At 63.1% G+C, this 25474-nt stretch carries 25 protein-coding genes; 12 read left to right on the plus strand and 13 right to left on the minus strand.

What is annotated here, in order from left to right:
* Positions 1–2: 2 nt before the first annotated feature.
* Positions 3–3452, minus strand: coding sequence for a pyruvate carboxylase (locus tag RF638_RS11450; protein WP_129701082.1), 3450 nt, complete (start codon positions 3450–3452; stop codon positions 3–5).
* A gap of 220 nt (positions 3453–3672) precedes the next feature.
* On the opposite strand from RF638_RS11450, the gene RF638_RS11455 reads away from it, so the two are divergent.
* Together RF638_RS11455 and RF638_RS11460 are read left to right on the plus strand one after the other, a co-directional pair.
* Complete coding sequence (locus tag RF638_RS11455) at positions 3673–4464, plus strand: ParA family protein (protein WP_095798374.1); 792 nt, start codon at positions 3673–3675, stop codon at positions 4462–4464.
* 56 nt (positions 4465–4520) lie between these two features.
* Positions 4521–5252 (plus strand): dienelactone hydrolase family protein, encoded by a 732-nt coding sequence (locus RF638_RS11460; RefSeq protein ID WP_095798373.1) that lies wholly within the window; start codon positions 4521–4523, stop codon positions 5250–5252.
* A 131-nt stretch (positions 5253–5383) separates the two neighbouring features.
* On the opposite strand, the gene RF638_RS11465 is transcribed toward RF638_RS11460, so the two are convergent.
* From RF638_RS11465 to gcvH, 5 genes are all read right to left on the minus strand, one after another.
* On the minus strand, positions 5384–5926 hold the full coding sequence (locus RF638_RS11465) for a MerR family transcriptional regulator (RefSeq protein WP_259913624.1): 543 nt from the start codon (positions 5924–5926) through the stop codon (positions 5384–5386).
* Between the two features lie 229 nt (positions 5927–6155).
* Positions 6156–6650, minus strand: coding sequence for a bifunctional nuclease family protein (locus tag RF638_RS11470; protein WP_095798455.1), 495 nt, complete (start codon positions 6648–6650; stop codon positions 6156–6158).
* A 21-nt stretch (positions 6651–6671) separates the two neighbouring features.
* Entirely contained in the window at positions 6672–7436 is a 765-nt protein-coding gene (locus RF638_RS11475) for a MerR family transcriptional regulator (protein WP_259913523.1), read from the minus strand.
* 8 nt (positions 7437–7444) lie between these two features.
* Positions 7445–7888: an FHA domain-containing protein gene (locus tag RF638_RS11480; protein WP_095798370.1), complete on the minus strand. Its 444-nt coding sequence runs from the start codon at positions 7886–7888 to the stop codon at positions 7445–7447.
* Positions 7889–7919: 31 nt separating this feature from the next.
* On the minus strand, positions 7920–8306 hold the full coding sequence (gcvH, locus tag RF638_RS11485; RefSeq protein WP_259913520.1) for a glycine cleavage system protein GcvH: 387 nt from the start codon (positions 8304–8306) through the stop codon (positions 7920–7922).
* Between the two features lie 39 nt (positions 8307–8345).
* On the opposite strand from gcvH, the gene RF638_RS11490 reads away from it, so the two are divergent.
* Together RF638_RS11490 and RF638_RS11495 are read left to right on the plus strand one after the other, a co-directional pair.
* Entirely contained in the window at positions 8346–9707 is a 1362-nt protein-coding gene (locus RF638_RS11490) for a potassium transporter TrkG (RefSeq protein WP_315278537.1), read from the plus strand.
* Between the two features lie 26 nt (positions 9708–9733).
* Positions 9734–10423: a TrkA family potassium uptake protein gene (locus RF638_RS11495; RefSeq protein ID WP_259913518.1), complete on the plus strand. Its 690-nt coding sequence runs from the start codon at positions 9734–9736 to the stop codon at positions 10421–10423.
* Between the two features lie 12 nt (positions 10424–10435).
* Here the strand turns inward: RF638_RS11495 and RF638_RS11500 are convergent, their stop codons facing one another.
* Positions 10436–11479: a GTP-binding protein gene (locus RF638_RS11500; RefSeq protein ID WP_368842066.1), complete on the minus strand. Its 1044-nt coding sequence runs from the start codon at positions 11477–11479 to the stop codon at positions 10436–10438.
* Between the two features lie 189 nt (positions 11480–11668).
* On the opposite strand from RF638_RS11500, the gene RF638_RS11505 reads away from it, so the two are divergent.
* Entirely contained in the window at positions 11669–13129 is a 1461-nt protein-coding gene (locus RF638_RS11505; RefSeq protein ID WP_259913514.1) for an anion permease, read from the plus strand.
* Positions 13130–13184: 55 nt separating this feature from the next.
* Here the strand turns inward: RF638_RS11505 and RF638_RS11510 are convergent, their stop codons facing one another.
* Both RF638_RS11510 and RF638_RS11515 read right to left on the minus strand, forming a co-directional pair.
* Positions 13185–14270: an FAD-dependent oxidoreductase gene (locus RF638_RS11510; protein WP_095798365.1), complete on the minus strand. Its 1086-nt coding sequence runs from the start codon at positions 14268–14270 to the stop codon at positions 13185–13187.
* Complete coding sequence (locus RF638_RS11515; RefSeq protein WP_259913512.1) at positions 14267–15298, minus strand: LLM class flavin-dependent oxidoreductase; 1032 nt, start codon at positions 15296–15298, stop codon at positions 14267–14269. Before RF638_RS11515 ends, RF638_RS11510 begins: the two co-directional genes overlap by 4 nt.
* Positions 15299–15387: 89 nt before the next feature.
* Here RF638_RS11515 and RF638_RS11520 point away from each other — a divergent pair, with 89 nt between their 5' ends.
* From RF638_RS11520 to RF638_RS11550, 7 genes are all read left to right on the plus strand, one after another.
* Positions 15388–15540: a hypothetical protein gene (locus RF638_RS11520; RefSeq protein WP_165189337.1), complete on the plus strand. Its 153-nt coding sequence runs from the start codon at positions 15388–15390 to the stop codon at positions 15538–15540.
* Between the two features lie 77 nt (positions 15541–15617).
* A complete protein-coding gene (locus RF638_RS11525; protein WP_368842067.1) occupies positions 15618–18440 on the plus strand; it encodes a DUF4040 family protein in 2823 nt (940 codons plus the stop codon).
* Positions 18437–18763, plus strand: a complete 327-nt coding sequence (locus RF638_RS11530) for a cation:proton antiporter subunit C (RefSeq protein WP_368630930.1) — start codon at positions 18437–18439, stop codon at positions 18761–18763. Before RF638_RS11525 ends, RF638_RS11530 begins: the two co-directional genes overlap by 4 nt.
* Positions 18760–20352: a monovalent cation/H+ antiporter subunit D family protein gene (locus RF638_RS11535; RefSeq protein ID WP_368842068.1), complete on the plus strand. Its 1593-nt coding sequence runs from the start codon at positions 18760–18762 to the stop codon at positions 20350–20352. Before RF638_RS11530 ends, RF638_RS11535 begins: the two co-directional genes overlap by 4 nt.
* Complete coding sequence (locus RF638_RS11540) at positions 20349–20750, plus strand: Na+/H+ antiporter subunit E (RefSeq protein WP_368842069.1); 402 nt, start codon at positions 20349–20351, stop codon at positions 20748–20750. Before RF638_RS11535 ends, RF638_RS11540 begins: the two co-directional genes overlap by 4 nt.
* Positions 20747–21004 carry a monovalent cation/H+ antiporter complex subunit F gene (locus RF638_RS11545; RefSeq protein WP_368842070.1) on the plus strand — a complete coding sequence of 86 codons (258 nt, stop codon included), beginning with the start codon at positions 20747–20749 and terminating at the stop codon, positions 21002–21004. The genes RF638_RS11540 and RF638_RS11545 overlap by 4 nt, the downstream gene beginning before the upstream one ends.
* The gene (locus RF638_RS11550) at positions 21004–21396 is read left to right on the plus strand and encodes a cation:proton antiporter (RefSeq protein ID WP_368842071.1); all 393 of its coding nucleotides are present in this window, start codon (positions 21004–21006) and stop codon (positions 21394–21396) included. The genes RF638_RS11545 and RF638_RS11550 overlap by 1 nt, the downstream gene beginning before the upstream one ends.
* Here RF638_RS11550 and RF638_RS11555 read toward each other — a convergent pair.
* The 4 genes from RF638_RS11555 to RF638_RS11570 form a co-directional block, all read right to left on the minus strand.
* Positions 21387–21863, minus strand: a complete 477-nt coding sequence (locus RF638_RS11555) for a hypothetical protein (protein WP_368842072.1) — start codon at positions 21861–21863, stop codon at positions 21387–21389. The genes RF638_RS11550 and RF638_RS11555 overlap by 10 nt on opposite strands.
* Before the next feature lie 154 nt (positions 21864–22017).
* On the minus strand, positions 22018–22431 hold the full coding sequence (locus RF638_RS11560; protein ID WP_368842073.1) for a zinc-binding dehydrogenase: 414 nt from the start codon (positions 22429–22431) through the stop codon (positions 22018–22020).
* Positions 22432–22573: 142 nt separating this feature from the next.
* On the minus strand, positions 22574–23758 hold the full coding sequence (locus RF638_RS11565; protein ID WP_368842074.1) for a DUF262 domain-containing protein: 1185 nt from the start codon (positions 23756–23758) through the stop codon (positions 22574–22576).
* Between the two features lie 3 nt (positions 23759–23761).
* Entirely contained in the window at positions 23762–24958 is a 1197-nt protein-coding gene (locus tag RF638_RS11570; protein WP_368842075.1) for an adenine-specific methyltransferase EcoRI family protein, read from the minus strand.
* Positions 24959–25474: the final 516 nt, after the last annotated feature.

Here is a 25474-nt window from a genome sequence, read left to right on the forward strand (position 1 = left end):
GATCAGGCGGGGTCGATCACCAGCACCAAGTCGCCGCCGCTCACCTGCGCCACGTCCCTCAAAGCCACGCGGGACACGGTTCCGCCGGTGGGCGTGGTGATGGAGGCTTCCATTTTCATGGCTTCGATGGTGGCCACCGCCTGACCCGGCTCCACGGTGTCGCCCTCGGCAACCGTGACCGTGACGGCCCCGGCAAACGGCGCAGCCACGTGACCCGGATTGGCGGAATCGGCCTTCTCGAGCTCCACGGAGTCCGTCTTGACGGAGTTGTCCCGGATTTCCAGCAGGCGCAGCTGGCCGTTCAGTGTGACCATCACGGTGCGCATGCCCTTGTCGTCCGGCTCCGAAATCGCCTGCAGGGTTACGAGCAGCCGCACTCCCTTGCCCAACGAGATCACGTGCTCGAAGTCCTGGCGCAGACCGTAGAGGAAGTCACGCGTGTGCAGCACGGACAGGTCTCCGTACTTGACCTGTGAGGCCTCGAACTCCTTGGTCGGCGCGGCGAACAGCAACCGGTTCAGCGTGGCCCGGCGGACCTCACCCGGCTGGTTCAATCCTTCCTGGTCCTCATCGCTCAGTTCCTTGTCGCCCAGGGTCACGTTGCGACCCTTGAGTGCCTTGGAACGGAACGGCTCGGGCCAGCCCGCGGGCGGGGTTCCGAGTTCACCGGCCAGGAAGTTGATCACGGAGTCCGGGATGTCGAACTTGTTGGGGTTGGACTCGAACTCGGCCGGGTCCACGTCCATACCCACGAGCTGCAGCGCCAGGTCACCCACGACCTTGGAGGACGGGGTCACCTTGACCAGGTGGCCCAGCATCTTGTCCGCGGCGTAGTACATGTCCTCGATGGCCTCGAACTTCTCCCCCAGGCCCAGTGCAATCGCCTGCTGACGCAGGTTGGAGAGCTGGCCACCCGGAATCTCGTGACGGTACACGCGACCCGTGGGGCTGTTGAGTCCCGACTCGAAAGGCTTGTAGATCCCACGCACGACTTCCCAGTACGGCTCCAAGTCGCTCACGGCGTCCAGGCCCAGGTTGGTGTCGCGCTCGGTGTTCTCGAGGGCGGCCACCAACGCGGAGGCCGAAACCTGCGACGTCGTACCCGCCATCGAAGCCGAGGCGACGTCCACGGCGTCGACACCCGCTTCCGAAGCGGCCATCAACGTGGCCAACTGGCCGCCCGCGGTGTCGTGGGTGTGCAGGTGCAGCGGGAGGTCGAAGCGTTCGCGCAGTGCGGTGACCAGCTTGCGGGCGGCCTCCGGACGCAGCAGTCCGGCCATGTCCTTGATCGCCAGGATGTGGGCGCCCGCATCCACGCACTTCTGCGCCAGATCCAGGTAGTAGTCGAGGGTGTAGACCTCTTCGTTGGGATCCAGGAGATTACCCGTGTAACACAGGGCGACTTCCGCCACAGCAGTTCCGGTCTCCCGGACGGCCTCGATCGCGGGGCGCATTTGCTCCACATCGTTGAGTGCGTCGAAGATCCGGAAGATGTCCACGCCAGTCTCGGCGGCCTCGGCGACGAACGCGTTGGTCACTTCGGCCGGATACGGCGTGTAGCCCACGGTATTGCGACCGCGCAGCAGCATTTGGATGGGGATGTTGGGCATGGCCTCGCGCAGGCGGCGCAGGCGATCCCAGGGGTCCTCACCCAAGAAGCGCAGAGCGACGTCGTAGGTGGCACCGCCCCAGGCCTCGACCGAGAAGAGGCCCGGCAGCGTGTGAGCGTAGGCGGGTGCGGCCGCGAGCAGGTCGCGGGTACGTACACGAGTTGCCAACAGTGACTGGTGAGCGTCACGGAAGGTGGTGGACGTGACGGCCAGCGGCTTGTACTCGCGCAGTTCCTGGGCGAAACCCTCCGGGCCCTTCTCCTGAAGCACCTGACGCCAACCGGCCGGGGGTTCGTGGCTCGACGCGCCGTCGAAGGGGCTGCGGTAGGGCTCGTCCGACTTGTCGCCGGGGTAGTGCGGGAGCTTGGTGCGCGGGTCGATCCCGTCCACGCGATCACCGTTGGGCTTGTTGACCGTGACTTCGGCCAGGTAGGTCAACGCACGCGTCGCACGGTCCGCGGAGGTCTTGCCCTTCAGCAGTTCGGGGTGATTCTCGATGAAGTCCGTGGCCACGTCCCCGGCGATGAAATCGGGGTCGTCCAGCACGGACTGCAAGAACTGAATATTGGTCGCGATACCGCGAATTCGGAACTCCGCCAGAGCACGGCGCGCGCGGTGAACGGCGGTCGTGTAATCAATGCCGCGACACGTGAGCTTCACGAGCATCGAATCGAAGTGCGGCGAGATCTCGGCGCCGGCGTAGAGCGTACCGCCGTCCAGTCGGACACCCGCGCCACCGGCGGAACGGTAGGCCGACACCTTGCCGACGTCCGGGCGGAATTCGTTGGCCGGATCCTCCGTGGTGATACGGCACTGCAGGGCCGCGCCGCGAACGCGCAGGTTGTCCTGGCTGATCCCCAGGTCCGCCAGCGTCTCGCCTGCGGCGATGCGCAACTGCGCCTGCACCAGGTCGATGTCCGTGACTTCCTCGGTCACGGTGTGCTCCACCTGGATGCGCGGGTTCATTTCGATGAACACGTGCTCACCGGCGCGCTCACCGGCGGTGTCCACGAGGAACTCCACGGTTCCGGCGTTGACGTATCCCAATTCCTTGGCGAACTTCACGGCGTCGCGGTGCAAGGCCTGGCGGATGTCCTCGTCCAGATTGGGCGCCGGGGCGATCTCGATAACCTTCTGGTGGCGACGCTGGAGTGAGCAGTCACGTTCGAACAGGTGCACCACATTGCCCTCGTTGTCCGCGAGGATCTGCACTTCGATGTGCCGGGGGCGCAGCACGGCCTGCTCAATGAAAACGGTGGGATCTCCGAACGCGGTATCCGCTTCGCGCATGGCCGCGTCAAGGGCACCTGGCAGGTCCTTGGACGTCTCCACACGGCGCATACCGCGACCGCCACCACCGGCGACGGCCTTGACGAACAGCGGGTAGCCGATCTTCTCGGCCTCTTCGATCAGGGCCTCCCTGTCCGCCGAAGGTTCCGTCGATTGCAACGTGGGGATACCCGCGCGCTTCGCTGCGCGCAGGGCCTCGACCTTGTTGCCCGCAAGTTCCAGGATGTCCGCCTTGGGCCCGACAAATTTAATGCCCGCGGCATCAGCGGCGCGGGCAAGATCGGGGTTCTCGGACAGGAAGCCGTAACCGGGGTAAATGGCATCAGCGCCGGATTCTTTGGCAACTCGAACGATCTCATCGACGTCCAAGTAGGCGCGCACAGGATGGCCCTCTTGGCCGATGGGGTACGCCTCGTCAGACTTCTGACGGTGGATGGAATTGCGGTCTTCATGCGGGAACACAGCCACGGTTTTCGCGCCGAGTTCATATGCGGCACGAAATGCACGGATAGCGATTTCGCCGCGATTAGCCACCAGGATTTTGGAGAACATGTACTGCCGTTCCGCACCCCCGGACCAGTGGGCCTCAAAGGGCGCTGCGTTAGAAAGCGAACTAGCTGTCTCAGCATACGTGAGACCTACATCATACCTATGGACTGACCACACCATGTAAGGGAACTGGTCAATCTGTGACGAAAAGACTATGGGTCCAGCCGTTAGCATGGACAGGGTTGTGTCCCGGTGACCGGGGCACCGTACGGGAGAGGTCGAAGTGCAGATCGTCAGCATCAGCAGCCTTAAAGGCGGCGTGGGTAAATCATCGGTAACTCTGGGCCTGGCTTCGGCGGCCTTGGAAGCGGGCATCCCCAGCCTGGTCATCGATCTGGACCCCCACGCGGATGCTTCGACGGCCCTGGGCGTGCACGCCCAACCCTCCCGAGACATCGGTTCGCTTCTCCGCAAGCCCAAAAAGGGCGCTGTGTCCAAGATCACAGTGCAGTCTTCGTGGACCGAGCACCCGATCACGCCCGAGTCCTACCCCCGGACCACCCTGGACGTAGCACCGGGCTCCGCCGCGTCCTCCCACCTGGACCGCTCCGGCTTCACGGTCAAGGATCTCAAGCGCCTCGAAACCGTGATCCAGGGCGTGGACAAGTACGAGTTGGTGCTCATCGACTGCCCGCCGAGCCTCACCGCGCTGACGCGCATGGCCTGGGCCGCTTCACACAAGGTGCTCTCCGTAGCCGAGCCGTCACTGTTCTCCGTGGCCGGTACCAAGCGTACGATGACCGCACTGGCCCAGTTCGAGGGTTCCAAGCTCTGGGCCGTACCCGCCGCAGGTGTGATCGTGAACCGGGCTCGCGACGATTTCTCCGAACACGCGCACCGCATCAGTGAACTCCACGAGTTGTTCGGTGAGCTCTTGGTACAACCGACCCTCCCGGATGCTCCCGTCATGCAGCAGGTTCAAGGTGCGGCATGGCCCGTGCACAGGTGGCCCGGCGAACAAGCAGCGGTCCTGGCCGAGCGATTCAGCACCATCCTGACCGGCCTACTCAAGTAGTCACCGGCTCGCCACAGACTCGGCGCCGGTCGGGAACATTTCCGAAAGGTGCCATCATGCACTTCACGTCTCAACACCGTCTCGACGGCGGAATCGTCGAACGAGAGTTCAACCATCACGGGATCCCTGGCATCTTGTGGATACCGGCTTCCTCCTCGGCGCCCGTTCCGCTGATCCTGCTCGGTCACCCCGGTGGCTTACCGGGAATGTACCCCCGGCTGCTCGGAAGGGCCCGGCGTAGCGCCGCAGATGGCTTTGCTTCGGCCACCATCGAGCTGCCTGGGGGCGGGGGTCGGCCACAAGAGCTTGCCATCGAGGCCGCCCGCAGCGATCTGGTGCACGCATTGAAAGCCGGGGAACCGGTGTCCGAGGACATTATTGATCGGCTCATCCTGCCACTTGTCGAGCAGGCCGTTCCGGAATGGCAATTGACGATGGATGCGCTGCTATCGCTGCCGGAGATCGACGGGCCCGTGGGCTACTCGGGTGGCGTGCTTGCCCTGGGTGTTCGGCTCGCCGTGGTCGAACCACGGATCACGGCCGCCGGCCTGTTCGCCGGCAGCTTCGTGCCGACCTCGACACTCGAGGAAGCCCGCCGGGTCACCGTTCCGGTTCATGTTCTGCTGCAGTGGGACGATGAAGGCAATGATCGGCAGCAAGCACTGGAGCTGTTCGACGCCCTGGGCTCCGCCCAGAAGACCCTTCAGGCCAATATGGGCGGCCACACTGGCGTGCCTTCTTTCGCCGCCGACGACGCCGCTCGATTCTTCGCCCGACACCTCACCTGAGGCTCCTACGCCCGCCACATGCCGCGCCGTCGAACCCGCCGCCAGCTGGCACCCTCACAACCGCCGCCCACGACGAACGCCGCCACGAACCCATGGGTTCATAGCGGCGTTCAAAATCTCGATCGTCGGCGTCAGCCGGCATTCTGCTTACGGCGGCGGGCCCGTCGGGCGGAGAGCTCGTCCTCCGGGAACTCTTCGGCGGCGTCGGCGGCGGTGACGCCGGTGTGCTCGGAAGGCATCGACGCCAAGGCGCCCTCGATCTCGCGCCAGACGCGGCCCACCGCAATACCGAAGACACCCTGACCGCCCTGAACCAGGTCAATGACCTCGTGGGGTGAGGTGCATTCGTACACGCTGGCGCCGTCGGACATCAAGGTCAATTGCGTGAGGTCTTCGATCCCGCGCAGGCGCAGAGCACTCACCGCGGAACGAATCTGCTGCAGGGAGACGCCGGTGTCCAGGAGTCGTTTGACGACCTTGAGAACCAAGATGTCGCGGAAGGAGTAGAGCCGCTGGGAACCGGAACCCTTGGCGCCGCGCACCGTGGGCTCGACCAGACCGGTGCGTGCCCAGTAGTCGAGCTGTCGGTAGGTGATGCCGGCGGCCTTGCAGGCCGTAGGCCCGCGGAATCCGACGGTCTCGTCAAAACTGACCAGATCTTCGTCGAAGAGCATCCCCTGCGTTCCGCCCGTGAGGGAGGTCTGGAGCGGATCTGCTGCGTCCAGCGGCAGGTTTCCGTGGCTCACATATCCTCCTCGGGATCGGCTGGGGTGGTTCATGGCGGAGCGACCAGATGGTGTTCTCGGTGCTGATTAGACGGTAGACCTCGGGGTGCGGCGGGTCAAAGACATCCGCGCGGGTCCTCAACGTGTCGCAGAGTCAGTCTGCTTGCTGACGCACTGGTCAGGTCTGGAAATCGTCCGGGTCCACGTGGTCCAGAAAGTCACGGAACTCACGCACCTGGGCGTCGGCTTCGGCCTGGTCCGGGGCGGTCTGTTCGCGCAGTTCTCCGTCCGCGCTGAGCACCAGTCCGGAATCGTCCAGGACGGACTGCGCACACACGATCTGGCACTTGGTCCGCACGGCCACCGCGAGCGCGTCCGAGGCTCGGGCATCCACCACGGTGCCCTGGTCGAATTCAATGGCGGCGTGGAACACGGTGTCCTCCACGGTGTGGATCACCACCCGGTTGATGTTTCGGCCGACCGCGTCCACCACGGAAATCAGTAGGTCATGGGTGAGCGGCCTGGGCGGCTTGATGCCCTGCATTGCGAAGACGATCGACGTCGCCTCGTTGGTACCCACCCAGATGGGCAGGTGTCGGGAACCATTGAGCTCGCGCAGGACTACCACCGGTTGTCCAGTGGGCACGTCCATGCGGACGCCAGCAACTTCCATGGGTACGTCCGGGGAGGCCACCTATCGCTCCTGTTCGAATGGACGGAGGGTGTCTTTGAGCTGGGAGTTCACGAGCGCCGTGGTCATGGTGAGGCACAGTGACGCGATCTCCCGTGCCCGTTGCGGGGCTTTCTCGCGGGACACCGGGTCACGACGGCTGATCAGCGGGGCGATGGTGCCCTCCACCAATCCGATCATGCGCTCCGAAGCACCTCGCAAGGCCCTCAGGTGCCGCGGTTCAATCCCATACGCGCTCAGTCGCTTGGCCGTAGCCGCCACTGTGAGCGAGTAGTCGTCGAAATATCCCGAGCGCTCCACGAGCCACCCGTTGTTCATCAGCTCGCGCAGCAGCGTGGTTTCGGCGCCTGTGCGCGCGGCCACTTCACGCAGGGTGTAGCGCCGCCCCGACATTCGGACCGCACTGGCCATTGCCTGCTGCGGATCTTGCGGTTCGTTGGCCGGAGCGGACGACGTCGCTCGCTCACTTTGGCGCGGCTCCTGCGGTTCCGTGTCCGCTCCCGGATCCTCCCCTCGATCCAACCGGTCACGAATGACCTTGAGCGGGAGGTACCGCTCCTGCTGCAGGCGCAGCACCGTAGCCAACCGTTCGATGTCTTCTTCCGAGTACTTGCGATACCCCGAGGGCGTGCGGTGCGGACGCACCAACCCTTGGTCCTCCAAAAAGCGGATCTTAGAGGCGGACAGGCCGGGGAACTCAGGCTGCAATTGCCGCAGAAGTACCCCGATACCCACCAGCGAGGTATGCGAGTGACCGGATTCAGGCATGAGGAGTGTCAGGAGTCCTTTTGTACGGAGTGGTAGAAGGTGAAGCGGAACTTGCCGATCTGGACTTCGTCCCCGTTCTCCAACTGCTTGGAGTCCACCCGGTCACCGTTGACGTACGTACCGTTGAGCGAAGACTGGTCAACCAGTTCGTACGAGTTGGAGCGCCGCAGGAAGCCGGCATGCCGGCGAGACACCGTGACGTCGTCCAGGAAAATGGAGCACGCCGGATGGCGTCCTGCAATTACTTCGTCCCGGTCCAACAGGAATCGCGAACCCGTGAGCCCGCCATTGGTTTCGAGCAGCAGCGCTGACCCCGGGGGCAACGCCGCGACAGCATTCTGCTCGCTCTCGGTCATTCTGTGCCGAGCGGCAGTGGAAAGTACATCCGCGACGATCTGAATGGATGTGGTTTCCGGACCCGAGTTAGGTACGGAGTTGTCCTGCTTTGACATAAGTATCTCTCCTGGGTGTGGAGTATGCGGGTCAGTCCAGCTGTTGCTGATACTGGTCAGCGTCCAAGAGGTCCTTGGTCGCCTCCGGAGAATCAGCACGGATCGTGAAGAGCCAGCCGTCCTCGTAGGGGGAAGCGTTCACAGCGCCGGGGTTGTCCTCGAGCTCGGGGTTGACCTCGGTGATCTCACCGGAAACCGGTGCGAACAGGTCACTCACGGACTTGGTGGATTCGATCTCGCCCACAACAGAGCCTGCGGATACTTCGTCCCCAACCTGAGGCAAGTCAACGAAGACCACTTCACCCAGTTCATCCTGGGCATGATCCGTGATGCCCACCCGGTAGGTGTTGTAGTCTTTGAGGTCTTTGACCCATTCGTGCTCCGAGGTGTACGCGAGTTCCGCGGGAATGTTACTCATGCCGCTCAGTTTAGGGCACGGAGGGTGTAACTTGTCTGCGTGCCTCGCACCTACTTGCGACAACGACCGGAGATGACACCCTCCCGAACCGCTCGCTTCATTGTTTCGGCTTTCGCCATCGCCCTGGTGGTGGGAACCGGGTTGCTCATGATTCCGGTGGCGTCCACCGGCCCCGGCGGAACCGACCTGCTGACCGCTCTGTTCACCGCAACGTCCTCTTTGTGCGTCACCGGTTTGATCACCGTGGACACGGCTACGTACTGGACCCCGTTCGGGCAGACCGTCATTCTGTGCCTCATTCAGGTGGGCGGCCTGGGCGTGATGACTCTGACCACCATGTTGGGTATCGTCCTGGCCCGAAAGTTCGGTCTTTCCATCAAGCTCCTGGCACGAGCGGAGACCAAGTCGTTCGGTTCCGGCCGCGTACGCCATGTGGTGTTGAGGATCGTTGCCACCACGGCCGTGATCGAGTTCGCCGCGGCCGTGCTGCTGTTTCTGAGGTTCCTCCTCCACTACCACTACTCCCCCGGTCAAGCCGTGGCCCACGCAGTGTTCCATTCCGTCTCCGCGTTCAACAACGCAGGGTTCGCGCTTTACACGCTCAACGTCATGGACTTCAACGAGGACCCGTTCATCTTGTTGCCCTTGGCCGGCTGCGTGATCCTGGGTGGGTTGGGGTTTCCCGTGCTCTATGAATTGCGCCATCATCTTCGGTTGCCGCGGATGTGGTCCATGAATACGCGTCTGGTCCTACTGGCCACGCCCGTTCTACTGATTGGCGGCACCATATTCATCGCGGTCCTGGAGTGGTCCAATCCCGGCACCTTGGGTCCCCAGCCGGTGGGATCCAAGATTCTCAATGCTTTCTTCCAATCCACCATTGCCCGCACCGCAGGGTTCAACAGCCTGGACATCGCCCAGATGCATCCGGTGTCCTGGCTCGGCATGGATGTGCTCATGTTCATCGGCGGTGGGCCGGCCGGCACCGCGGGTGGTTTGAAGGTCACAACCTTCGGAGTGCTCTTCTTCATCGCATGGACGGAAATCCGGGGCGGTGCGGCCGTTCCAGTTCTGGGCAAGCAGCTCTCCCGTTCCGTGCAGCGCGAGGCCATCACGCTGGTGGTGCTCGCCATGGGCGCCGTGATTGCCGGGACCATGTTGCTCATGCTCTCCGACATCGCGCTGGGACTGGACCGCGCACTTTTCGAGGTGGTCTCCGCCTTCGCCACGGTCGGCCTGTCGACCGGTATTACCGCTTCTTTGTCACCGTTCGCGCAGGTCGTCCTCATCTGTCTCATGTTCCTCGGTCGCCTAGGGCCGGTCACGGTAGCCACTGCCCTGGCCGTGGGGCGACAACCACGCGCCTACGAACTTCCCAAAGAACGCCCGCTCATTGGCTAATGAATTTCCGATCGAAGGTTTGAGTCATGTTCGACAAATTTCGCACGAGTACCCCTGCTAACCGCACCGACAACGCCGTAGTGGTGATTGGGCTCGGCCGCTTCGGGGGTTCGCTGGCCGTGGAATTGATGTCCCGCGGCACCGATGTCATGGGGATCGACATCTCCGAGTCCATCGTTCAGTCCTTCAACGGAAAACTCACCTCGGTCGTTCGCGCTGACGCGACCGATGAGGACGTGCTGCGGCAATTGGGCGTGGACGAATTCGAACGCTCAGTGGTGGGTATTGGGTCGGACATCCAAGCGAGCATCCTGGTGACGTCCCGGCTCCTGAAGTTCCAATGCCCCGAGGTCTGGGCCAAGGCCATTACCGCCCCGCACGCGGAGATTCTCGAACAACTGGGCGTTCATCACGTGGTCAATCCCGAGCGGGACATGGGCTTGCGCACCGCACACCTTATTCAGGGCCACATTTTGGATTTCGTGCCCATCGACCAGGGGTTCGCAATGGTCCGCTGCACCGCCCCTGCATCCGTTCAGCAACGACCCATGGACCTCTTGGACGTCCGACGGCGCTACGGGGTCGCCATTGTCGCGGTCTGCCGACCGGGTGGCACGTGGGAGCCCACCGAGCCGGGCACCATGTTGTACGACGACGATCAGATCCTGGTCACCGGGCCGACCGATCAGGCCGAGCGGTTCTCCAGCATGGGGTGAGTCTTCGTTGCGTTAGGTGCGGAACCGCGTGAGGCGACGCAGCTGCGATGCGGTGGCGGGCGGCGTCGTCGGCGGGAGGCACACTGCGTTAAGTCTTGCCTGCAGATCCGCCTCGTCCAGCTCCAGGCCAATGGCCACGAGCGACGACGCGAGCGGTTCGGCCTTGCCGCGGCTCATCGAATCCACGGTGACGTACCCCGCGACCGAGTGGACCACGAAACGGCGTGGGCCGGAACTCGTAGCGATGTCGACGATCGCCTTGATCCGATAAACGGAGTCCGGCGGGTCCAGGGCGAACTCGGACAGCGCCAAGGGATCGACCGGACCGTCGTGTTCGACTGTCACGGACTGATGGTGCACGTGATGGTGGTGGGCGTGACGGTGCTCGTTCCTGAGCTCCCCCAGAGTTTCGCCCGGGTTCCACAGCGCCAGCTGGCCGAATTCGAGTTCGTCGGACTCACTGGCGTCCACGAACAACGCGGGGTCGAACACGCCGTGGGGCGCCTCAATGATCATGGCGTGAGGATTCGCCTGCTGAATCCTCGTTTCGAGAGAGGTCCTGGCATCCGGGTCCGTCACCAAATCCGTCTTGGTCAACAGGACGACGGCGGCCGCCCGCACGTGCTGCTCCAAATCCCACCCGGCGGCTTCCGCCTGGGGGACGTGAGCGGCGTCGACTACCTCGATCAGCCCGCCGAAGCGGATCTTCGGCACGCGCGAATCCATCACGAGGCGCAGCAGGGCTGGTGGCTCTGCGACGCCGGAACCCTCAATGACGATGGCATCCAGTCGGAGGTCCGGACGCGTCAACTTCTTGAAGGCATCATCCAGTTGCTCGGGGTCGGAGATACAGCACAGACACCCGCCCGCCACGGACACGGGTTCGTCCACCTGACCCGCGACCAGGGCTGCGTCAACGTTCACGTCACCGAAGTCGTTGATGATCACGCCAATGCGGGCACCACTCGCGGCGAGGAATCTATTGAGGACCGTTGTCTTCCCGGCGCCCAGGTATCCGGTGAGGATGAGAACGGGAATGCGCGCGGAGCCGGGCAATGGGACGGGACCTCCTGGTGAGACGGTGGGGTCGCCAGTGTAGCCGGTGGCTCAAACTCCGAATGTTGCGCGGTTGCGCAGGCAGATGAAAACCGCCACCGCGCTTCTTGATGGCGACACGCCCAACGGTGTGGTCAGACCAAGCGTAGAATTGCGGTACCCATCGTGTCGATGCGTTCGGAGCCAGCCATGGGAACTGCACGTGCCACCCGCCCAACAGGTCGTTCGACGGACACCGTCTCCATACTCTGGAAATTCGGCGTCATGCTGGTGGTGGGTGCGGTCATCTTCTTCATTCCCCCGCCCGAGGGGGTCGATCCGCGCGGCATGCACATGCTCGGGATCTTTGTGGCCACTATCATCGGGCTGATCCTGCAGCCGCTACCGACACCGTCGCTAACCCTCATCGGCCTGGCCGTGGCCATGGTGACCGGAACCATGAGTGTCCCGGACGGCGAAGCTCTCGCCGGTTTCGCCAACTCCACCGTGTTGCTCATTGTCGCGGCATTCTTCATCGCGGATGGATTTCTGCTCACGGGCTTGGGACGACGCGTGGCGCTCATGTTCGTATCGAGACTCGGTAAATCGCCCATGGGTATCGCCTATGGGATGGCCGCCACTGATCTAATCCTTGCACCGGCGACTCCCTCTAATACCGCTCGCGCGGGTGGTGTGGTCTATCCGATCATCCGGTCGATTGCCGAGGTGCAGAACTCCACACCCGAAACCGATGAGTCCCGCCGCAAGCTCGGCTCCTATCTGACGTTCACGGCGTCGCACGTCAATGTGGTCACCTCCGCCATGTTCGTCACCGCTATGGCGGGTAACCCGGTGGCTCAGCAGGCGGCCATCGACATGGGAATCGAAGTCACGTGGGGTAACTGGGCTCTGGCCGCCATTGTCCCCGGCCTGTTGAGCCTCGCGGTCGTGCCGTGGGCGATGAGCAAGATTTACGGCCCGACCGTCAAGAAAACCCCCGAGGCTCCCGACATGGCCCGGCGCGAGCTCACCACCATGGGCAAGATCTCGCGCGGTGAGATCACCATGATCTTCACCTTCGTTCTACTTCTGGTGCTGTGGATTTTCGGCTCCAGCATCGGTATCGACGCCACCACGGCGGCCTTCGTGGGCATCGCCATCATGCTCCTCACCCGCGTTTTGACGTGGAAGGACATGGCGGCCAACGGATCCGCGTGGAACACCTTGATCTTCTTCGCCGTACTCGTCGGCATGGCCGGCCACCTCAACGACCTGGGCGTGATCGACTGGATCGGCTCCGTGGTCCCCGGAATGGTCGGCGGCATGCCCTGGGGTCTGGCCTTCGGCATCCTGGCGCTCGTCTACTTCTACGTGCACTACCTGTTTGCCTCCAACACCGCACAGATCGTGGCCATGTACGCGGTGTTCCTCGCCGCGGCAGTTGCAGCCGGAACTCCCCCGCTGTTCGGTGCCCTGGCCTTCGGTTTCATCGGCAACCTGTTCGGCACCCTGATGCACTACTCCTCCGGCCCGGCCGGCGTGATCTACGGTTCCGGCTACGTGAAGGTCCACGAGTGGGTACGCGTGGCCTTCATCATGTCCATCATCCTGATCCTGATCTGGACCGTGGTGGGCGGCGCATGGATGGCCCTTCTCGGTATGTGGAATTAGAACTGTCCACTGGTACACCAATTTTTAGGGGTATGTGCCTCCCGGAAAACGTTCGTCAGTGCACGAGTTCTCGTTGCTTCTCGGCCTCTAGGGCGCGGACGACGCCGCGCGCCGCCGTCCTGCCCGCACGCGTCGCTCCCAGCGTGGAGGCTGACGAGCCGTAGCCCACCAGGAACACACGTGGATCCGCATCCACGCGCACACCTTCCGTGCGGATACCACCTCCATGCTCGCGGAGATGCAGCGGTCCCAGGTGATCGATCGACGCACGGAAGCCGGTGGCCCACAACACCGCATCGGTGTGTACCTCTTGCCCCGAAGCCAGCAGTACTCCGTCCGGGGTCAGTGCGGTCATGGGGCCAGCCGACACCAAGATCCCCTGATCAATCCCCCGCTGGTACTGCGGAGTCAACGGCAGACCGGTTACTGACACCACGCTCTTGGGTGGCAACCCGGCGCTGGTTCGTTCGCGCACCCGCCGCTCCACATCACGACCCCATTCGGAGTCGAAGGAACGCGGCTCGAAGACGGGTTCGCGTCGGGTGACCCACGTAGTCGTTGCCCCGGCCTCATTGAGTTGCAATAAGAACTGCACGGCCGACGTACCGCCACCGACAACCACCACGTGCTGTCCGGCAAATTCTGACGCGGACCAGAAATCCCGCGTATGCAGTTGCCGACCTCGGAACTCGGCACGACCCGGGTACCACGGCCAAAACGGCTTGTCCCACGTACCGGTTGCGTTGATGAGGTACCGCGTGCGGAAGGTGCCGGCATAAGTGTGAACGAGCAGAGCGGCGTCGTCGGCATCGCTGTCCGAATCCACGGAAGAAACCCGGGCCGGGCGAATGACCGGCAGTGAAAAGCGCGCCTCGTACTCCCCGTAGTACCGGGTGACCACGGACGATGCCGGTTCGGTCGGGTCCGGCGTACCCAACGGGAGACCCGGCAGGTCATGGATCCCGTGGGCGGTGCCGAACGTGAGGGAGGGCCATCGGTGCCGCCACGCGCCGCCGGGACCGGGGTTGGCGTCGAGCACCACGAAGTCCTCGTGCGGACGCAACCCGGCCTTGACCAGGTGATAGGCAGCGGACAGACCCGCCTGCCCGGCACCGATGACCACAACCTCTAGCGTGCTCATTCGGACAGCATGTCTTTCACGAGCGGGGCGACCTTGGTGCCGTAAAGCTCGATGCTCTTCATGATGTTCTCGTGGGACAGCGGACCGGTGCTGACCTTGAGATCGAAGCGGGAGGCACCCAGGGACTTGATGCCCGCGGCAATCTTGCGCGCCACGGTCTCCGGAGAGCCCACGGCCATGGAACCCTGCTTGACCTCGTTCTCGAAGGAATCTCGCGTGGGCGCGGGCCAACCGCGCTCTGCGCCGATGCGGCTGGTCGAGATGACGTACGGCTTGAAGAACTCTTCCATGGCCTGTTCGTCGGTTTCCGCCACGTAGCCGTAGGAGTGGTAGCCCACGGGGTTGCTCTCGGTGTGACCGAACTCGGCGAGCGCGCGGCGGTAGAGGTCAGCGAACGGCGCGAAGCCGTCCACCGGGCCGCCGATGATCGCGAGCATGAGCGGGATGTCGTAGTGGGCCGCGCGCACCACAGACTGGGGGCTGCCACCCACGGCGATCCACGACTTGAGCAGGCCGTGCTCGACGGGCGGATAGAGGGTCACGTCGTTCAGGTTCTGGGTGTGCTTACCGACCCACGACACGGGTTGCTCGGCGCGCAGCTTGACGAACAGGGCGAGCTTCTCCTCGAAGAGTTCCTCGTAGTCCTCCAACTCGTAGCCGAACAGCGGGAAGGACTCGGTGAAGGAGCCGCGACCTAAGATCACTTCAGCGCGTCCGTGGGACAGCGCATCCAACGTGGCGAAGCGCTCGTACACGCGCACGGGATCATCGGAGCTGAGGACTGTCACGGCAGAACCCAGGTGGATGTTCTCGGTGCGGGCGGCAATCGCGGCGAGCACCATTTCCGGTGAGGACACGGCGAAGTCATCGCGGTGGTGCTCTCCCAGGCCGATGAAGTTCAGTCCCACCTGATCGGCGAGCACGCCTTCCTCAACCACATTGCGCACCACCTGAGCGTGCGACAGTGGGTTCTCCTGGGCGTCCCAGGTGACGTCCCCGAAAGTGTCAATGCCAAGTTCAACAGTCATGCCAAGGGAACACTGTGGACACGTCAAGTATTCCGGTGCGCGCTGACCCACTCCCCGGCGTGACCCACACGACTGTTACGATCAAGAGGATGTCTTCACAGCACCCTCACACCCCCGCGGCCTTCGAGCCGATCTTTTGGGTGCTCCCCATTTCTCTGGGGACCAACGGGCAGGTTTCTTCGTGGGGCGCCAATCAGGCCGGTGCTCCGCCGTCATACGCGCTCGCGTCACCACTGGCCTGAGTTCGTCCGCCACCTTGCGGGGACGACGCGAAACTTCTGGCCCGCCCATATTCCGATGCCCGGACCAAGGTGGTTTCTTGCTACTCACATGTTTGGTTATCGCGCTCCTCACCTGCTTCGTCTCGCCCCTGATCACTAAATTCCTGGGCCGCAATGCAGGCTGGGTTCTCGCGCTGCCGCTTCTCGGCGCGGCTGTACTTGCCGTATCCGCATTCGCCGACGCCGCTCGCTCCGGTTCCGCGGACTCCTCCGGTTCCCCGGTGGTCCAGCAATGGGTTCCGTGGATGCCCACCGTGGACGTGGGACTGGGTCTCCGCATGGACGGCCTGGCCCTGGTGTTCACGCTGTTGGTGCTGGTCATCGGCGCGCTGATCATGGTCTATTCGACCCGCTATCTGGAGCCCGTCGGCAAGCACGGCACGTTCTACTTACTCATGACGGGCTTCGCTGCGGCCATGCTGGCTCTGGTGCTCGCCGATGATCTGATCGTGCTCTACGTCGCGTGGGAAGCCACCACGCTCTGTTCCTTCTTTCTGATCGCCCGCTCCGGAGCCGGGGCCCGCGAACCAGCAATCCGCACCCTGCTGGTCACGGTGGCCGGTGGTCTGCTGCTGTTGGCCGCGGTGACCGTGATGATCATTGCGACGGGAACCACCCGGTTGAGCGACATCCTGGTCGACCCCGTGTGGTCCGCCAACGGAGCGCTGACCACCGCAGTGGCCGTGCTGATCGCCATGGCCGCGTTCACCAAGTCCGCGCAGTTCCCGTTCCAGGCCTGGTTGCCGGACTCGATGGTCGCCATTACCCCGGTCTCCGCCTATCTGCACGCCGCGGCCATGGTGAAGGCCGGCATCTACCTGCTGTTGCGCTTCTCCCCCGTGTTCGCGGATGTCTCAGTGTGGAACGTCATGCTCGTGACTGCAGGTCTGATCACCGCGTTGTTCGGCGCGATCGCGGCCCTGCGCCGTTATGACCTCAAGGAACTGCTCGCCTACTCGACCATGAGTCAGCTGGGCCTGTTGGTCACGATGATCGGCATCGGCACGCCCGAAGCGCTCAAGGCGGCAGTCATTCACACGATTGCCCACGCACTGTTCAAGTCCGCGCTGTTCATGCTGGTGGGCGTGATCGACCACAGCGCCCACACCCGGGATATGCGCGAGCTCGCCCACATGAAGCTGCGGATGCCCGTGACGGCCACGGCCATGGGACTCGCCGCAGCCTCCATGGCTGGCGTTCCGTTGTTGCTCGGGTTCGTGAGCAAGGAAACAATGCTCAAGGCATTCCTCGACGCACCGGGTCCAGCGTGGGTCCCGTGGGTCGTGACGGCTGCCGCCGCGGTGGCATCGATCTTCACGTTCGCGTACTCGGCACGACTCGTGCTGGGCGCGTTCGGTGGCCGTGCGGACCGCTCGGAGGATTCCGACGACGTGGTCCGCGAAGCCTCCCCCGCGTTCTGGGGTGCCCCGGTGCTGGGCGCCACGGCCGGACTGGTGCTGGGCGTGACCCCGTTCCTGCTGGACAAACTCGTCACCGTGGGTGCAACGGCGTCCGCGGGAGAAGAAGTGGAAGCACACTTCGCCCTGTGGCACGGCCTGGTCCCCGAGTTATTCGTCTCCTTGACCGTCATCGCCATCGGAACCATGCTGGTGCTCGCCCGCCACCGGGTGCACCATGCGATGGCACCCTACGACTTCCCGATCTCCGGACTGGACGTCGTGGACACCGCGAGGGAGCAGACGATCCGTTTCGGCGGTGTCGTCGGCGGTTGGACCGGAAGTATTGCCCCGCGCAGGCACCTGAGTATCCCCACCGTGGCGTTGATCGTGATCGCAGCTCTTGCCGCGCTGACCATCGACGATCTGCCCGCCGTGGTGGGAGAACCCAGCGACCCGCTCGACTGGGTGCTCGTCGTACTCATTGCGTGCGGCGTGGTCGCCATGATGCAGGCCAAGACCCTGATCGCCGCGATTGTAGTCACCGGTGTGGTGGGCTTCGGAATGACCGTATGGTTCCTGCAACTTGGTGCCACCGACGTGGCCATTACCCAGCTGCTCGTGGAGATCCTGACCGTGTGCGTCATGGTCCTGCTGCTGCGTCGGCTGCCTACCACATTCGAGAAGACTCCGCCGCGCCAGCATGTGATTCCGCTGCTGGTTGCCGGTGGCGCCGGACTGGCCACCACCGTGGGTGTGTGGGCGCTGACCGGGCGACGAGAGATGTCCCCGGCCTCCGAGTACTTCCTGACCGAGGGTTACAACGAAACCGGCGGCACCAACCTGGTCAACACGATCCTGGTCGACTTCCGTGCTCTGGATACCCTGGGCGAACTCACGGTGCTGGGCGTTGCCGGCATTACGATTGCCGCCCTACTGCGAGCGCGCAAGCCCAGCCCGGAACGCTCCGCCAACATTCAGGACCATTCCCCGCTGATCGATGCGCGGGACAACACCGTGTTCGTGCGCACCGCGGCCAAGCTGATGGCGCCGATCATCGTGGCCGGTTCGCTCATCCTGTTGCTGCGCGGTCACTACGAACCCGGCGGCGGCTTCATTGCCGCGCTGGTGGGTGGCGCGGGCTTCGCGTTGGCCTACCTGGCGGCCCCTTCTGACCGCTCGGCCCGTGTGCAGATGCCGTACCTGCTGCTCATCGGACTGGGCGTGGCCGTGGGTGTGGGAACCGGCTTCCTGGGCTACCTCGACGGATCGTTCCTGCGGCCGTTGCACCCGGAGATTTTCGGCTTCCAGGCCACCACCGCGCTGGTCTTCGACGTGGGCGTGTACCTTGCCGTGATTGGCGTGATCCTCGCGTCCTTCAACCTACTGGGTCGCCCGCAAGCGAGCACTCCCGCAACCACGCCAACAACCCCGGAAAATTCGGACGAGGTGAACGCACGATGACCGTTGCCATTACCGCCGGCCTGCTCGTCTTTGGTGCCGTGTACTTGATGATGAAGCGCGAAATGCTGCGCGTGATCCTGGGGTTCATCCTGCTGGGTCACGCGGGCAATATCGTGCTGATGGCCGCGGGTGGGGCCTCCCGCCGGGACCTTCCGTACGGCGCCCCCGAGGACCTGTCCACCGTTGCCGATCCGTTGCCCCAGGCGTTCGTGCTGACCGCGATCGTGATCGCCTTCTCCATCACGATTGTCATGTTGGTGCTCGCGGTGACGGGCAATGATGACGACGACACCGCCGCTACCGCCCGGGAGGTGCAAGAGTGAGCGCCGCTTTACTTCCCCTGTTCGTCGCGGTCCCGCTGATGATGGCCGCACTGTTGGTCATCGTGGGTGACCGTCGGGTGGTCCACGCCGTGGGTCTGCTGGGCACCATGATCACCGCGGTGGGTGCCGCCGTACTGCTGATCCTCGAGTTCCGCTCCGGTGGTGCCATCGCCCACGGCATCAGTTCGTGGCCGTTCGGCATTGCCATCCCGTTCGTCGCGGACATGTTCACCGCGCTCATGCTCGTGGTGACCGGGCTGCTCACCATCGTGTGCTCGTGGTTCGCGATCGCCTCCGGGCGTGCGGCTAACGTGTACTTCGCCCCGCTCGTTCTGGTGCTCACCGCTGGCGTGAACGGTGCCCTGCTGACCGCGGATTTGTTCAACCTGTTCGTGTTCATCGAGGTCATGCTGTTGCCCTCGTACGGGCTGTTCGTGCTGGCCGCCCGGCACAAGGGCACGCTGCAGCAAGTGGCCGGCGCGCGCCTGTACGTGACACTGAACCTGCTGACCTCCACTGTGTTCCTGATCGGCGTGGGCTTCATCTACGGCACCGCGGGCACCGTGAACATGGGTGAGCTGGCCGGGCTTGCGAAAACCGACCCCACGGTGGCCATTTCCGGCGTCGTCTGCCTGTTCGCTCTCGCGATCAAGGCGTCCGTGGTTCCCGTGCACGGTTGGCTCGCCGCCGCCTACCCCGCGACCTCCCCCGCTATCACCGCCCTGTTTTCGGGCTTGCACACCAAGGTCGCCATTTACGGCATCTACCGCATGTACGCCGTGGTCTTCGACGGCGATTCCCGCTGGCTCTGGATCGGCGTGACACTGTTCTGCCTGACCATGGTCATTGGCGTGCTCGGCGCGGTCGGCGAGAAAACCACCCGCTCCATCCTCGCGTTCCACATGATCAGCCAGATCGGATACATCCTGCTGGGCGTCGCTCTGTTCACCCTGGCCGGACTGACCGCGGGCATCTTCTACCTGCTGCACCACATGATCGTGAAGGCCTCGCTGTTCCTGTCCACCGGCGCGGTCGAGGTCCGCTACGGCACGGGCGAGATTGGCAAACTGTCCGGGATAGCCAAACGCGAGCCGGTCATTGCGGTCGCGTTCTTCATCGCGGCACTGTCATTGGCAGGGCTGCCGCCGTTCTCGGGATTCGTTGCCAAGTTCACCTTGATCCTGGCATCGGTCGAAGCGGGCCAGATCGCCGCGGTCGTGGTGATGCTCGTGGTCAGCCTGATCACGTTGCTCTCCATGCTCAAGATCTGGAACGGCGTGTTCTGGGGCGACTCCACCGCCTCACATCACGACGCCGACGTCGCTCCCGCGGCTTCTGCCGCCCCCTCACCTTCCGGTGGTGTGGCCGTGAAGCAGGCACCCGCGGCGTCGGCAGCTAGGGCGACGTCTTCGGCCGTCGTGGCCGAGCGCCCGCGGATCGGCGTGGCGCTGGCCGGCCCGGCCGTGTTCACTGCGGCGATCACGCTGGGACTCGGTCTGGGGGCAGAACTGTTGCTGGGCCTGTCCGAGGTCGCGGCCGAAGGATTACTCGATACCACGGCATACGTTCAGGCGGTGATGGGTTCATGAGTTGGTTGACGTGGCCATTCAGGTGTATTGGCTTTTTCCTGTGGTTCGCCAAGGAAATGGTGACCTCAAGCGCCGCCGTGTTGATGGACAATCTGACGCCCGGGCAGAACTCCACGCCGGGCATCACCGCGTTCGACAGCCAGTGCCGCAACGACTACGAAATTACGTTGCTCGCAGCTCTCATCACGTTGACTCCGGGCACGCTCACGCTGGGGTTGAACGCGGACTCGACAGTGTCGCAGGCAGATGTCGCGAGATCGGTTCCGGTGAGGACCGGCAACCTGACCCTCTATGTGCACAGTTTGTATGCGGGCAGCGCCGATGCCACACGCGAAGAACTGCGGACCATGGAGACTCGGATGCTCCGCGGAATCCGCAGGGAAGGAGCCCCCTCATGATCGGTGTGGACGTAGGAATTCTGATTATCGGCGTCGCATGTTTGGCGTCCGCGTACCGAATCCTCAGGGGGCCTACGCAGGCTGACCGCGCCGTGGCCGGTGATCTGTTGTTGTTCGGTTTTGTGGGACTCATTGCGCTGTTCGCCATCCGGGCGGCCAATGAGTACACGTTCGACATCGTGCTGGTGGCCGCGCTCGTGGGATTCTTGAGCGCGCTGTCTCTGGCCCGCGCACTGACCAGGGGGAAGCGCTGATGGACCTTCTGACGATCATTGGAAACATCACCATCGTGATCGGTGCGTTGGTGTTCGCAACCGCGGCACTTGGTGTACTGCGCTTCCCGGATGCGTATATGCGTGTCTCGGCTGTGGGCACAGCGGGCGGTGTGGGCATTGTCCTCATCGTGGCCGGCGCCCTGGCACTGCAACCGTCGATCCCGAACGTGGTGAAGGTGGCGCTCATTGTGATTGTCCACTTGGCATCATCGGCGGTGGGCACCATGGCCATTGCCCGCGCCACCTACATCACCCGCACTCCTCTGGAGCACTTCGAGTTCGATGAATTGGCGGAGGCGACACCGGGATCTTCTAAAACCGTTAACTCGCACCGGTCAGGCGACCGGTGCGAGCATCACGATCAAGACTGATTGAGCTTCGGTGCCTGCTTCAACCGCAGCTCTTCCAGCTCGTTCTCCTGCTCCCGAGCACGGTTGAGCAGTTCCTCGATCTTGGATTTATCCAGGCGATCATCGTTAACCTCCAGGAGGATGCGCCAGCCGAGTGACTTGGCGTAAACGGCGGCCGTAAGCGCCTCGAGCTCCACGACGTCCGACAGCGGCGAACGCTTGGTCACTCGCTCATTCAGCTTGAGCCGGCCGATCTTCTCTGCTGCGCGCGCGGGGATATCTTTGAGCTGGCTGGGCTTGATGTCGAAGGCCGACATGATGGTCTCGAGTGAGCGCTGATCCTCGGCCACATCGTAGGCGAGCCGCCCGACTTTCGACCTGACCTCGCGGTCACCGTGTCCTTCGGCTACCCGCCGGAACGCGTCCAGCCCAGCCGCGGAACCCGCGTGGTGGTCCTGCAAGTAGGTCTCAATGGTTTTGGTCGTCATGAGGTAAGCCGCCTTTCTATTGTTTGCCTCCACCCTACGGAATCAACACATGAGGTGCCACCATCCGCAGGGGTGGCAAGGCAGCGGCGTCGCTAATCCGGGACGGCGGAAAGCCCGCGGCCGGTGCGGACCGCGGGCTTTCCTGGGTTCGTTGTCAGGCGTGCGGGGCGACGACGGCGCGCGCGGACAGGGCGCCGTCACGCAGCTTATCGTAGGCCTCGAGCGCGTTGTCGAGCGTGTACTTCTCGACGGCCGGCACGATCTGACCGGCGCGGTACATGGCGACCACCTCGTGAAGTTCCTCGATGGTGCCCCAGTAGGTGGATAAGAAGTTCACCCCATAGGGCACGGCGAAGAAGTTCCACGCGAACTCGCCGCCGGCGATGCCCACGACGGTCAGCGAGCCGCGCTGCGCAACGACCGCAGCGCCGAGCGCAATGGTGGGGGCGGCGCCGACAAAGTCGAAGACGGCGTCCACGCCGCGGCCACCGGTGAGTTCGCGGATCTTGGCAGCCTGGCCCTCGCCGCCGGGGACCGTGACGGCGCCGAACTTCTCGGCCTCGGCCATGGCCGGCCTAGCGGCCCTAACACCGGATAGCCGGTCCGAAGATCTAGTTTTCGCAGGTCCAGGCCCACAAAGCGACCTCGTGGCCCTCCAACACCCCTTCCTGGGCCAGGGTCAGGCCCGGGCGTAGCCGACTATCATCGCGTCACCGATTGCCTTTAGCGCGATTATGCGTTTTGCAGAGCATCTCGCAATTGGCGAGGTCGGAGGAGCCACCACGACTCCACGCCGTAACGTGGTCGCCTTCCATCTCATCGATCTTGTAGATGCGGGTCTTGTTGTTGTTATCGACGGTGGCGCAGACGGAGCAGTTCGACAGGCCCTCCGCCTTGGCCGCGTCGGCCTGCTGCTTATACGCCTTTTTCTTGACAGACGGCTCGAATAGGCGCACGTTGAGCAGGCTCTTCTCGCTCTCACCACCGAGTAGATACTCGTAGATGCCCCGTTGATCGTTGACGGCGGGGTCGTCGAGTAACTCCTGGGCGCGGGCGGTAATCTGGTCAGCTCTGTACGGGATGGTACGGTACTGCTCGTAGAACCGGCCCCAGTCCAACCCGCGCATCGTCTTGTGCGGGATACCGGTAAACACGCTGCCGATCCAGTCAATAACCGTGGTGAAGTATGTGCTCAGCTCCTCGATATCGGTGTCGGTACGGTGCGCCGCCATGTAGCCATCGATGGGCTGCGGGGGCCTCTGAGCGCTGGCCACCCATTCCAGAGCCTCCTCGAGGATCTCCTGGCGCTGCGGTGAACCTTTGACGTAGGCCTGCCACTTCTGCTGGTGCGCGTTCTTGCTATTTGAGAACTCTGCCTTGGCCGCCGTGACGAACGGGCCTGAGTAGACGGCGTTGCGTAGCTCCTGGGCGTTGAGCGGGATGCCGACGATGTTGATGGTCTGGAACCACTCCTTGATCTCGGCTTCGGTGCCCTTGCACACGTAGACCAACAGAGTGGAGTCGGTGATCGTGTCCTGGTCCTCCTGCGGCAGGGAACTGAACACCTGCTCGCGGCCATCGCGAATGATCGCGAACTTGCCAGTGACGAACCGCCCGATACTGGTAATGCGTTGCTGACCGTCGAGCACCTCAAGACGAGCTCCACTGGTCGCGCCGGTGTCCACGAAGTAGATCAAGCCTAGCGGGTAGCCCTTGAGGATGCTCTCGATGACGGCCACGTCTTTCTTACCGTCACCATAAAGATAGTGACGCTGGAATTCGGGTTGGATGACCAGGTCACCGCCGAGACCGAACAGCCCCTTCGCTTCGAGCTCATTGTAGACGAAGCCCTTGGTGACTTGGGCAACTGTGTACGGCTTGAGTGTGGTCTCCATGGGTCAGCCCTCCGGCCCCTCGGGATTACGGTGACGAATAAGTATACGGGCATACGCCTGTATGAACATCTCGCCATCGACTTCGTAGTAGGTCGTTGAAGGTCTCTCGTTGACCTTAATCGCGGGCCCATCGTTGAGCTTGCCCACCTGCGACCGAACACCATTTTTCGACACCTGGGTTTGGGTGGGAAAGATGTGTGTCTTCAAGCCGGAATCTTTGTCCCATGTTTTCGAGATGCCCAGTATCTCAAACTGCTCGGGGTTATATTTGTCTAAGAACGTGATCGGAACGCCCATCAGATTTTGATGGTCGCTGGGGATGGCATCCGTAAACGGAATCTCGATACCATCGTAGTTCGCATAACGCCGATATCCAATTCCGCGAACTTGTTTGTGCTTGCTGAACTTGATGTTGTCTGCCATCGTCATCAACTGGAGCGGTTCGTGGCGTCGGCCATGTTCGAGATTAGTAAACCACCCAACATTCCTGAAATGGACCATTTGGGTCTCAGGATCATAAACACCATCGGCATACTCAGTTCGCGCCTCGCCTGGCACTCGAAAGAAGGCGTCCCCATTTTGGAATCCTCGACCGATCCAGAGCTTGTTGTCCTTTATCAGCGGGAAAATTTCTTTGTAGGTCGTGGCATTCTTGGGGCCGATAATAGAGAACTTCACGTCACCCTCCATCAGCCACGCAATGAAAGTCCTGAATAGACTGAACGGTGGGTTGGTGATGATGATGTCGGCCTCGTCCCGGAGGGCAGTGACTTCGCCCGACCGAAAGTCGCCGTCACCCTCGAGGTAATCCCATTGTAGGTCTTCTATGTCCACGCGACCGTCACCGGAAATGTCATCCAGCATAAGCGTGAAGATCTTACCGCGCGTGAAGTCTTTCTCCACGTCAAACTGGGGGTCGTCGAACAACGTGGGCGTGTAGAACATCCCTTCCGCGTTGCTGGCAGGTGCGTACGATGTCGAAATTAGCTTGGCGATGCCGTACTCGGTGAAGTGCAGCGCGAAGAACTTAGCGAAGTTGGACCACTCCGGGTCATCGCACGGCAGCAGGATGGTCTTACCCCGGAAGACGTCCGGGTCGTACTCGAGATACGCGTTCATTTCGCGTTCGATGTCCGCCCACTGCGTATAGAATTCGTCCTCCTTAGCCTTCTTGGCCGCGCCTAGGCTCTTGTTCGCCATGCCAACTACTCTCTCTGTAAATAATCGGACGATCTGTTTAAACCCCGGGAATAGGGTCTCATCCCGGCCGAGCATGCCCGATTCGCTGCCCAAAGATCGCGTAGACAATAACAAGTGTAAACAATCGCGATGCAGTAGCAATAGTTGACACTTGCACACGCCGGGTCGGTAACGGTATTGGGGCAAGGTTCTCGCCACAGCGGAGCCGCGGACGGGATCGCCCGCGACATTACACCACTGACACCGATGAGGCCCTCATGGACCGCCACGAATGCAGACAGCCGTTCAACGAACAGATGTTCACGTCCACCAGCGGCGGCGGCATCGCCGTGTGGTTGAACAAGGACACCACGCTACGTATCGACTGGCACCCGGCCCTGGGGCTGCACACGCTGTTCAGTGAGGCGCTGGCCGACTACATCGGCGTGACGTCGTCCAAGCCGAGCTCGCCAATGCTCAGGCCGTGGTGGACGAGGTCGAGGGCCCATGACCGTCATCGTGGCCATTGTGACCGAC

Origin of the sequence: Kocuria sp. CPCC 205235 (assembly GCF_040980905.1) — a bacterium.
Lineage (GTDB): Bacteria > Actinomycetota > Actinomycetes > Actinomycetales > Micrococcaceae > Kocuria > Kocuria carniphila.

What these genes read in the sequence shown, in the direction of transcription:
- RF638_RS11495 (WP_259913518.1), top strand. Translation starts at nt 9,734, where the DNA reads ATGTTCGACAAATTTCGCACGAGTACCCCTGCTAACCGCACCGACAAC.
- RF638_RS11520 (WP_165189337.1), top strand. Translation starts at nt 15,388, where the DNA reads ATGTCTTCACAGCACCCTCACACCCCCGCGGCCTTCGAGCCGATCTTT.
- RF638_RS11545 (WP_368842070.1), top strand. Translation starts at nt 20,747, where the DNA reads ATGATCGGTGTGGACGTAGGAATTCTGATTATCGGCGTCGCATGTTTG.
- RF638_RS11470 (WP_095798455.1), bottom strand. Translation starts at nt 6,650, where the DNA reads ATGGAAGTTGCTGGCGTCCGCATGGACGTGCCCACTGGACAACCGGTG.
- RF638_RS11540 (WP_368842069.1), top strand. Translation starts at nt 20,349, where the DNA reads ATGAGTTGGTTGACGTGGCCATTCAGGTGTATTGGCTTTTTCCTGTGG.
- RF638_RS11480 (WP_095798370.1), bottom strand. Translation starts at nt 7,888, where the DNA reads ATGTCAAAGCAGGACAACTCCGTACCTAACTCGGGTCCGGAAACCACA.
- RF638_RS11565 (WP_368842074.1), bottom strand. Translation starts at nt 23,758, where the DNA reads ATGGAGACCACACTCAAGCCGTACACAGTTGCCCAAGTCACCAAGGGC.
- RF638_RS11460 (WP_095798373.1), top strand. Translation starts at nt 4,521, where the DNA reads ATGCACTTCACGTCTCAACACCGTCTCGACGGCGGAATCGTCGAACGA.
- RF638_RS11475 (WP_259913523.1), bottom strand. Translation starts at nt 7,436, where the DNA reads ATGCCTGAATCCGGTCACTCGCATACCTCGCTGGTGGGTATCGGGGTA.
- RF638_RS11510 (WP_095798365.1), bottom strand. Translation starts at nt 14,270, where the DNA reads ATGAGCACGCTAGAGGTTGTGGTCATCGGTGCCGGGCAGGCGGGTCTG.
- RF638_RS11530 (WP_368630930.1), top strand. Translation starts at nt 18,437, where the DNA reads ATGACCGTTGCCATTACCGCCGGCCTGCTCGTCTTTGGTGCCGTGTAC.
- RF638_RS11570 (WP_368842075.1), bottom strand. Translation starts at nt 24,958, where the DNA reads ATGGCGAACAAGAGCCTAGGCGCGGCCAAGAAGGCTAAGGAGGACGAA.
- RF638_RS11550 (WP_368842071.1), top strand. Translation starts at nt 21,004, where the DNA reads ATGGACCTTCTGACGATCATTGGAAACATCACCATCGTGATCGGTGCG.
- RF638_RS11450 (WP_129701082.1), bottom strand. Translation starts at nt 3,452, where the DNA reads ATGTTCTCCAAAATCCTGGTGGCTAATCGCGGCGAAATCGCTATCCGT.
- gcvH (WP_259913520.1), bottom strand. Translation starts at nt 8,306, where the DNA reads ATGAGTAACATTCCCGCGGAACTCGCGTACACCTCGGAGCACGAATGG.
- RF638_RS11505 (WP_259913514.1), top strand. Translation starts at nt 11,669, where the DNA reads ATGGGAACTGCACGTGCCACCCGCCCAACAGGTCGTTCGACGGACACC.
- RF638_RS11465 (WP_259913624.1), bottom strand. Translation starts at nt 5,926, where the DNA reads ATGCTCTTCGACGAAGATCTGGTCAGTTTTGACGAGACCGTCGGATTC.
- RF638_RS11560 (WP_368842073.1), bottom strand. Translation starts at nt 22,431, where the DNA reads ATGGCCGAGGCCGAGAAGTTCGGCGCCGTCACGGTCCCCGGCGGCGAG.
- RF638_RS11515 (WP_259913512.1), bottom strand. Translation starts at nt 15,298, where the DNA reads ATGACTGTTGAACTTGGCATTGACACTTTCGGGGACGTCACCTGGGAC.
- RF638_RS11555 (WP_368842072.1), bottom strand. Translation starts at nt 21,863, where the DNA reads ATGACGACCAAAACCATTGAGACCTACTTGCAGGACCACCACGCGGGT.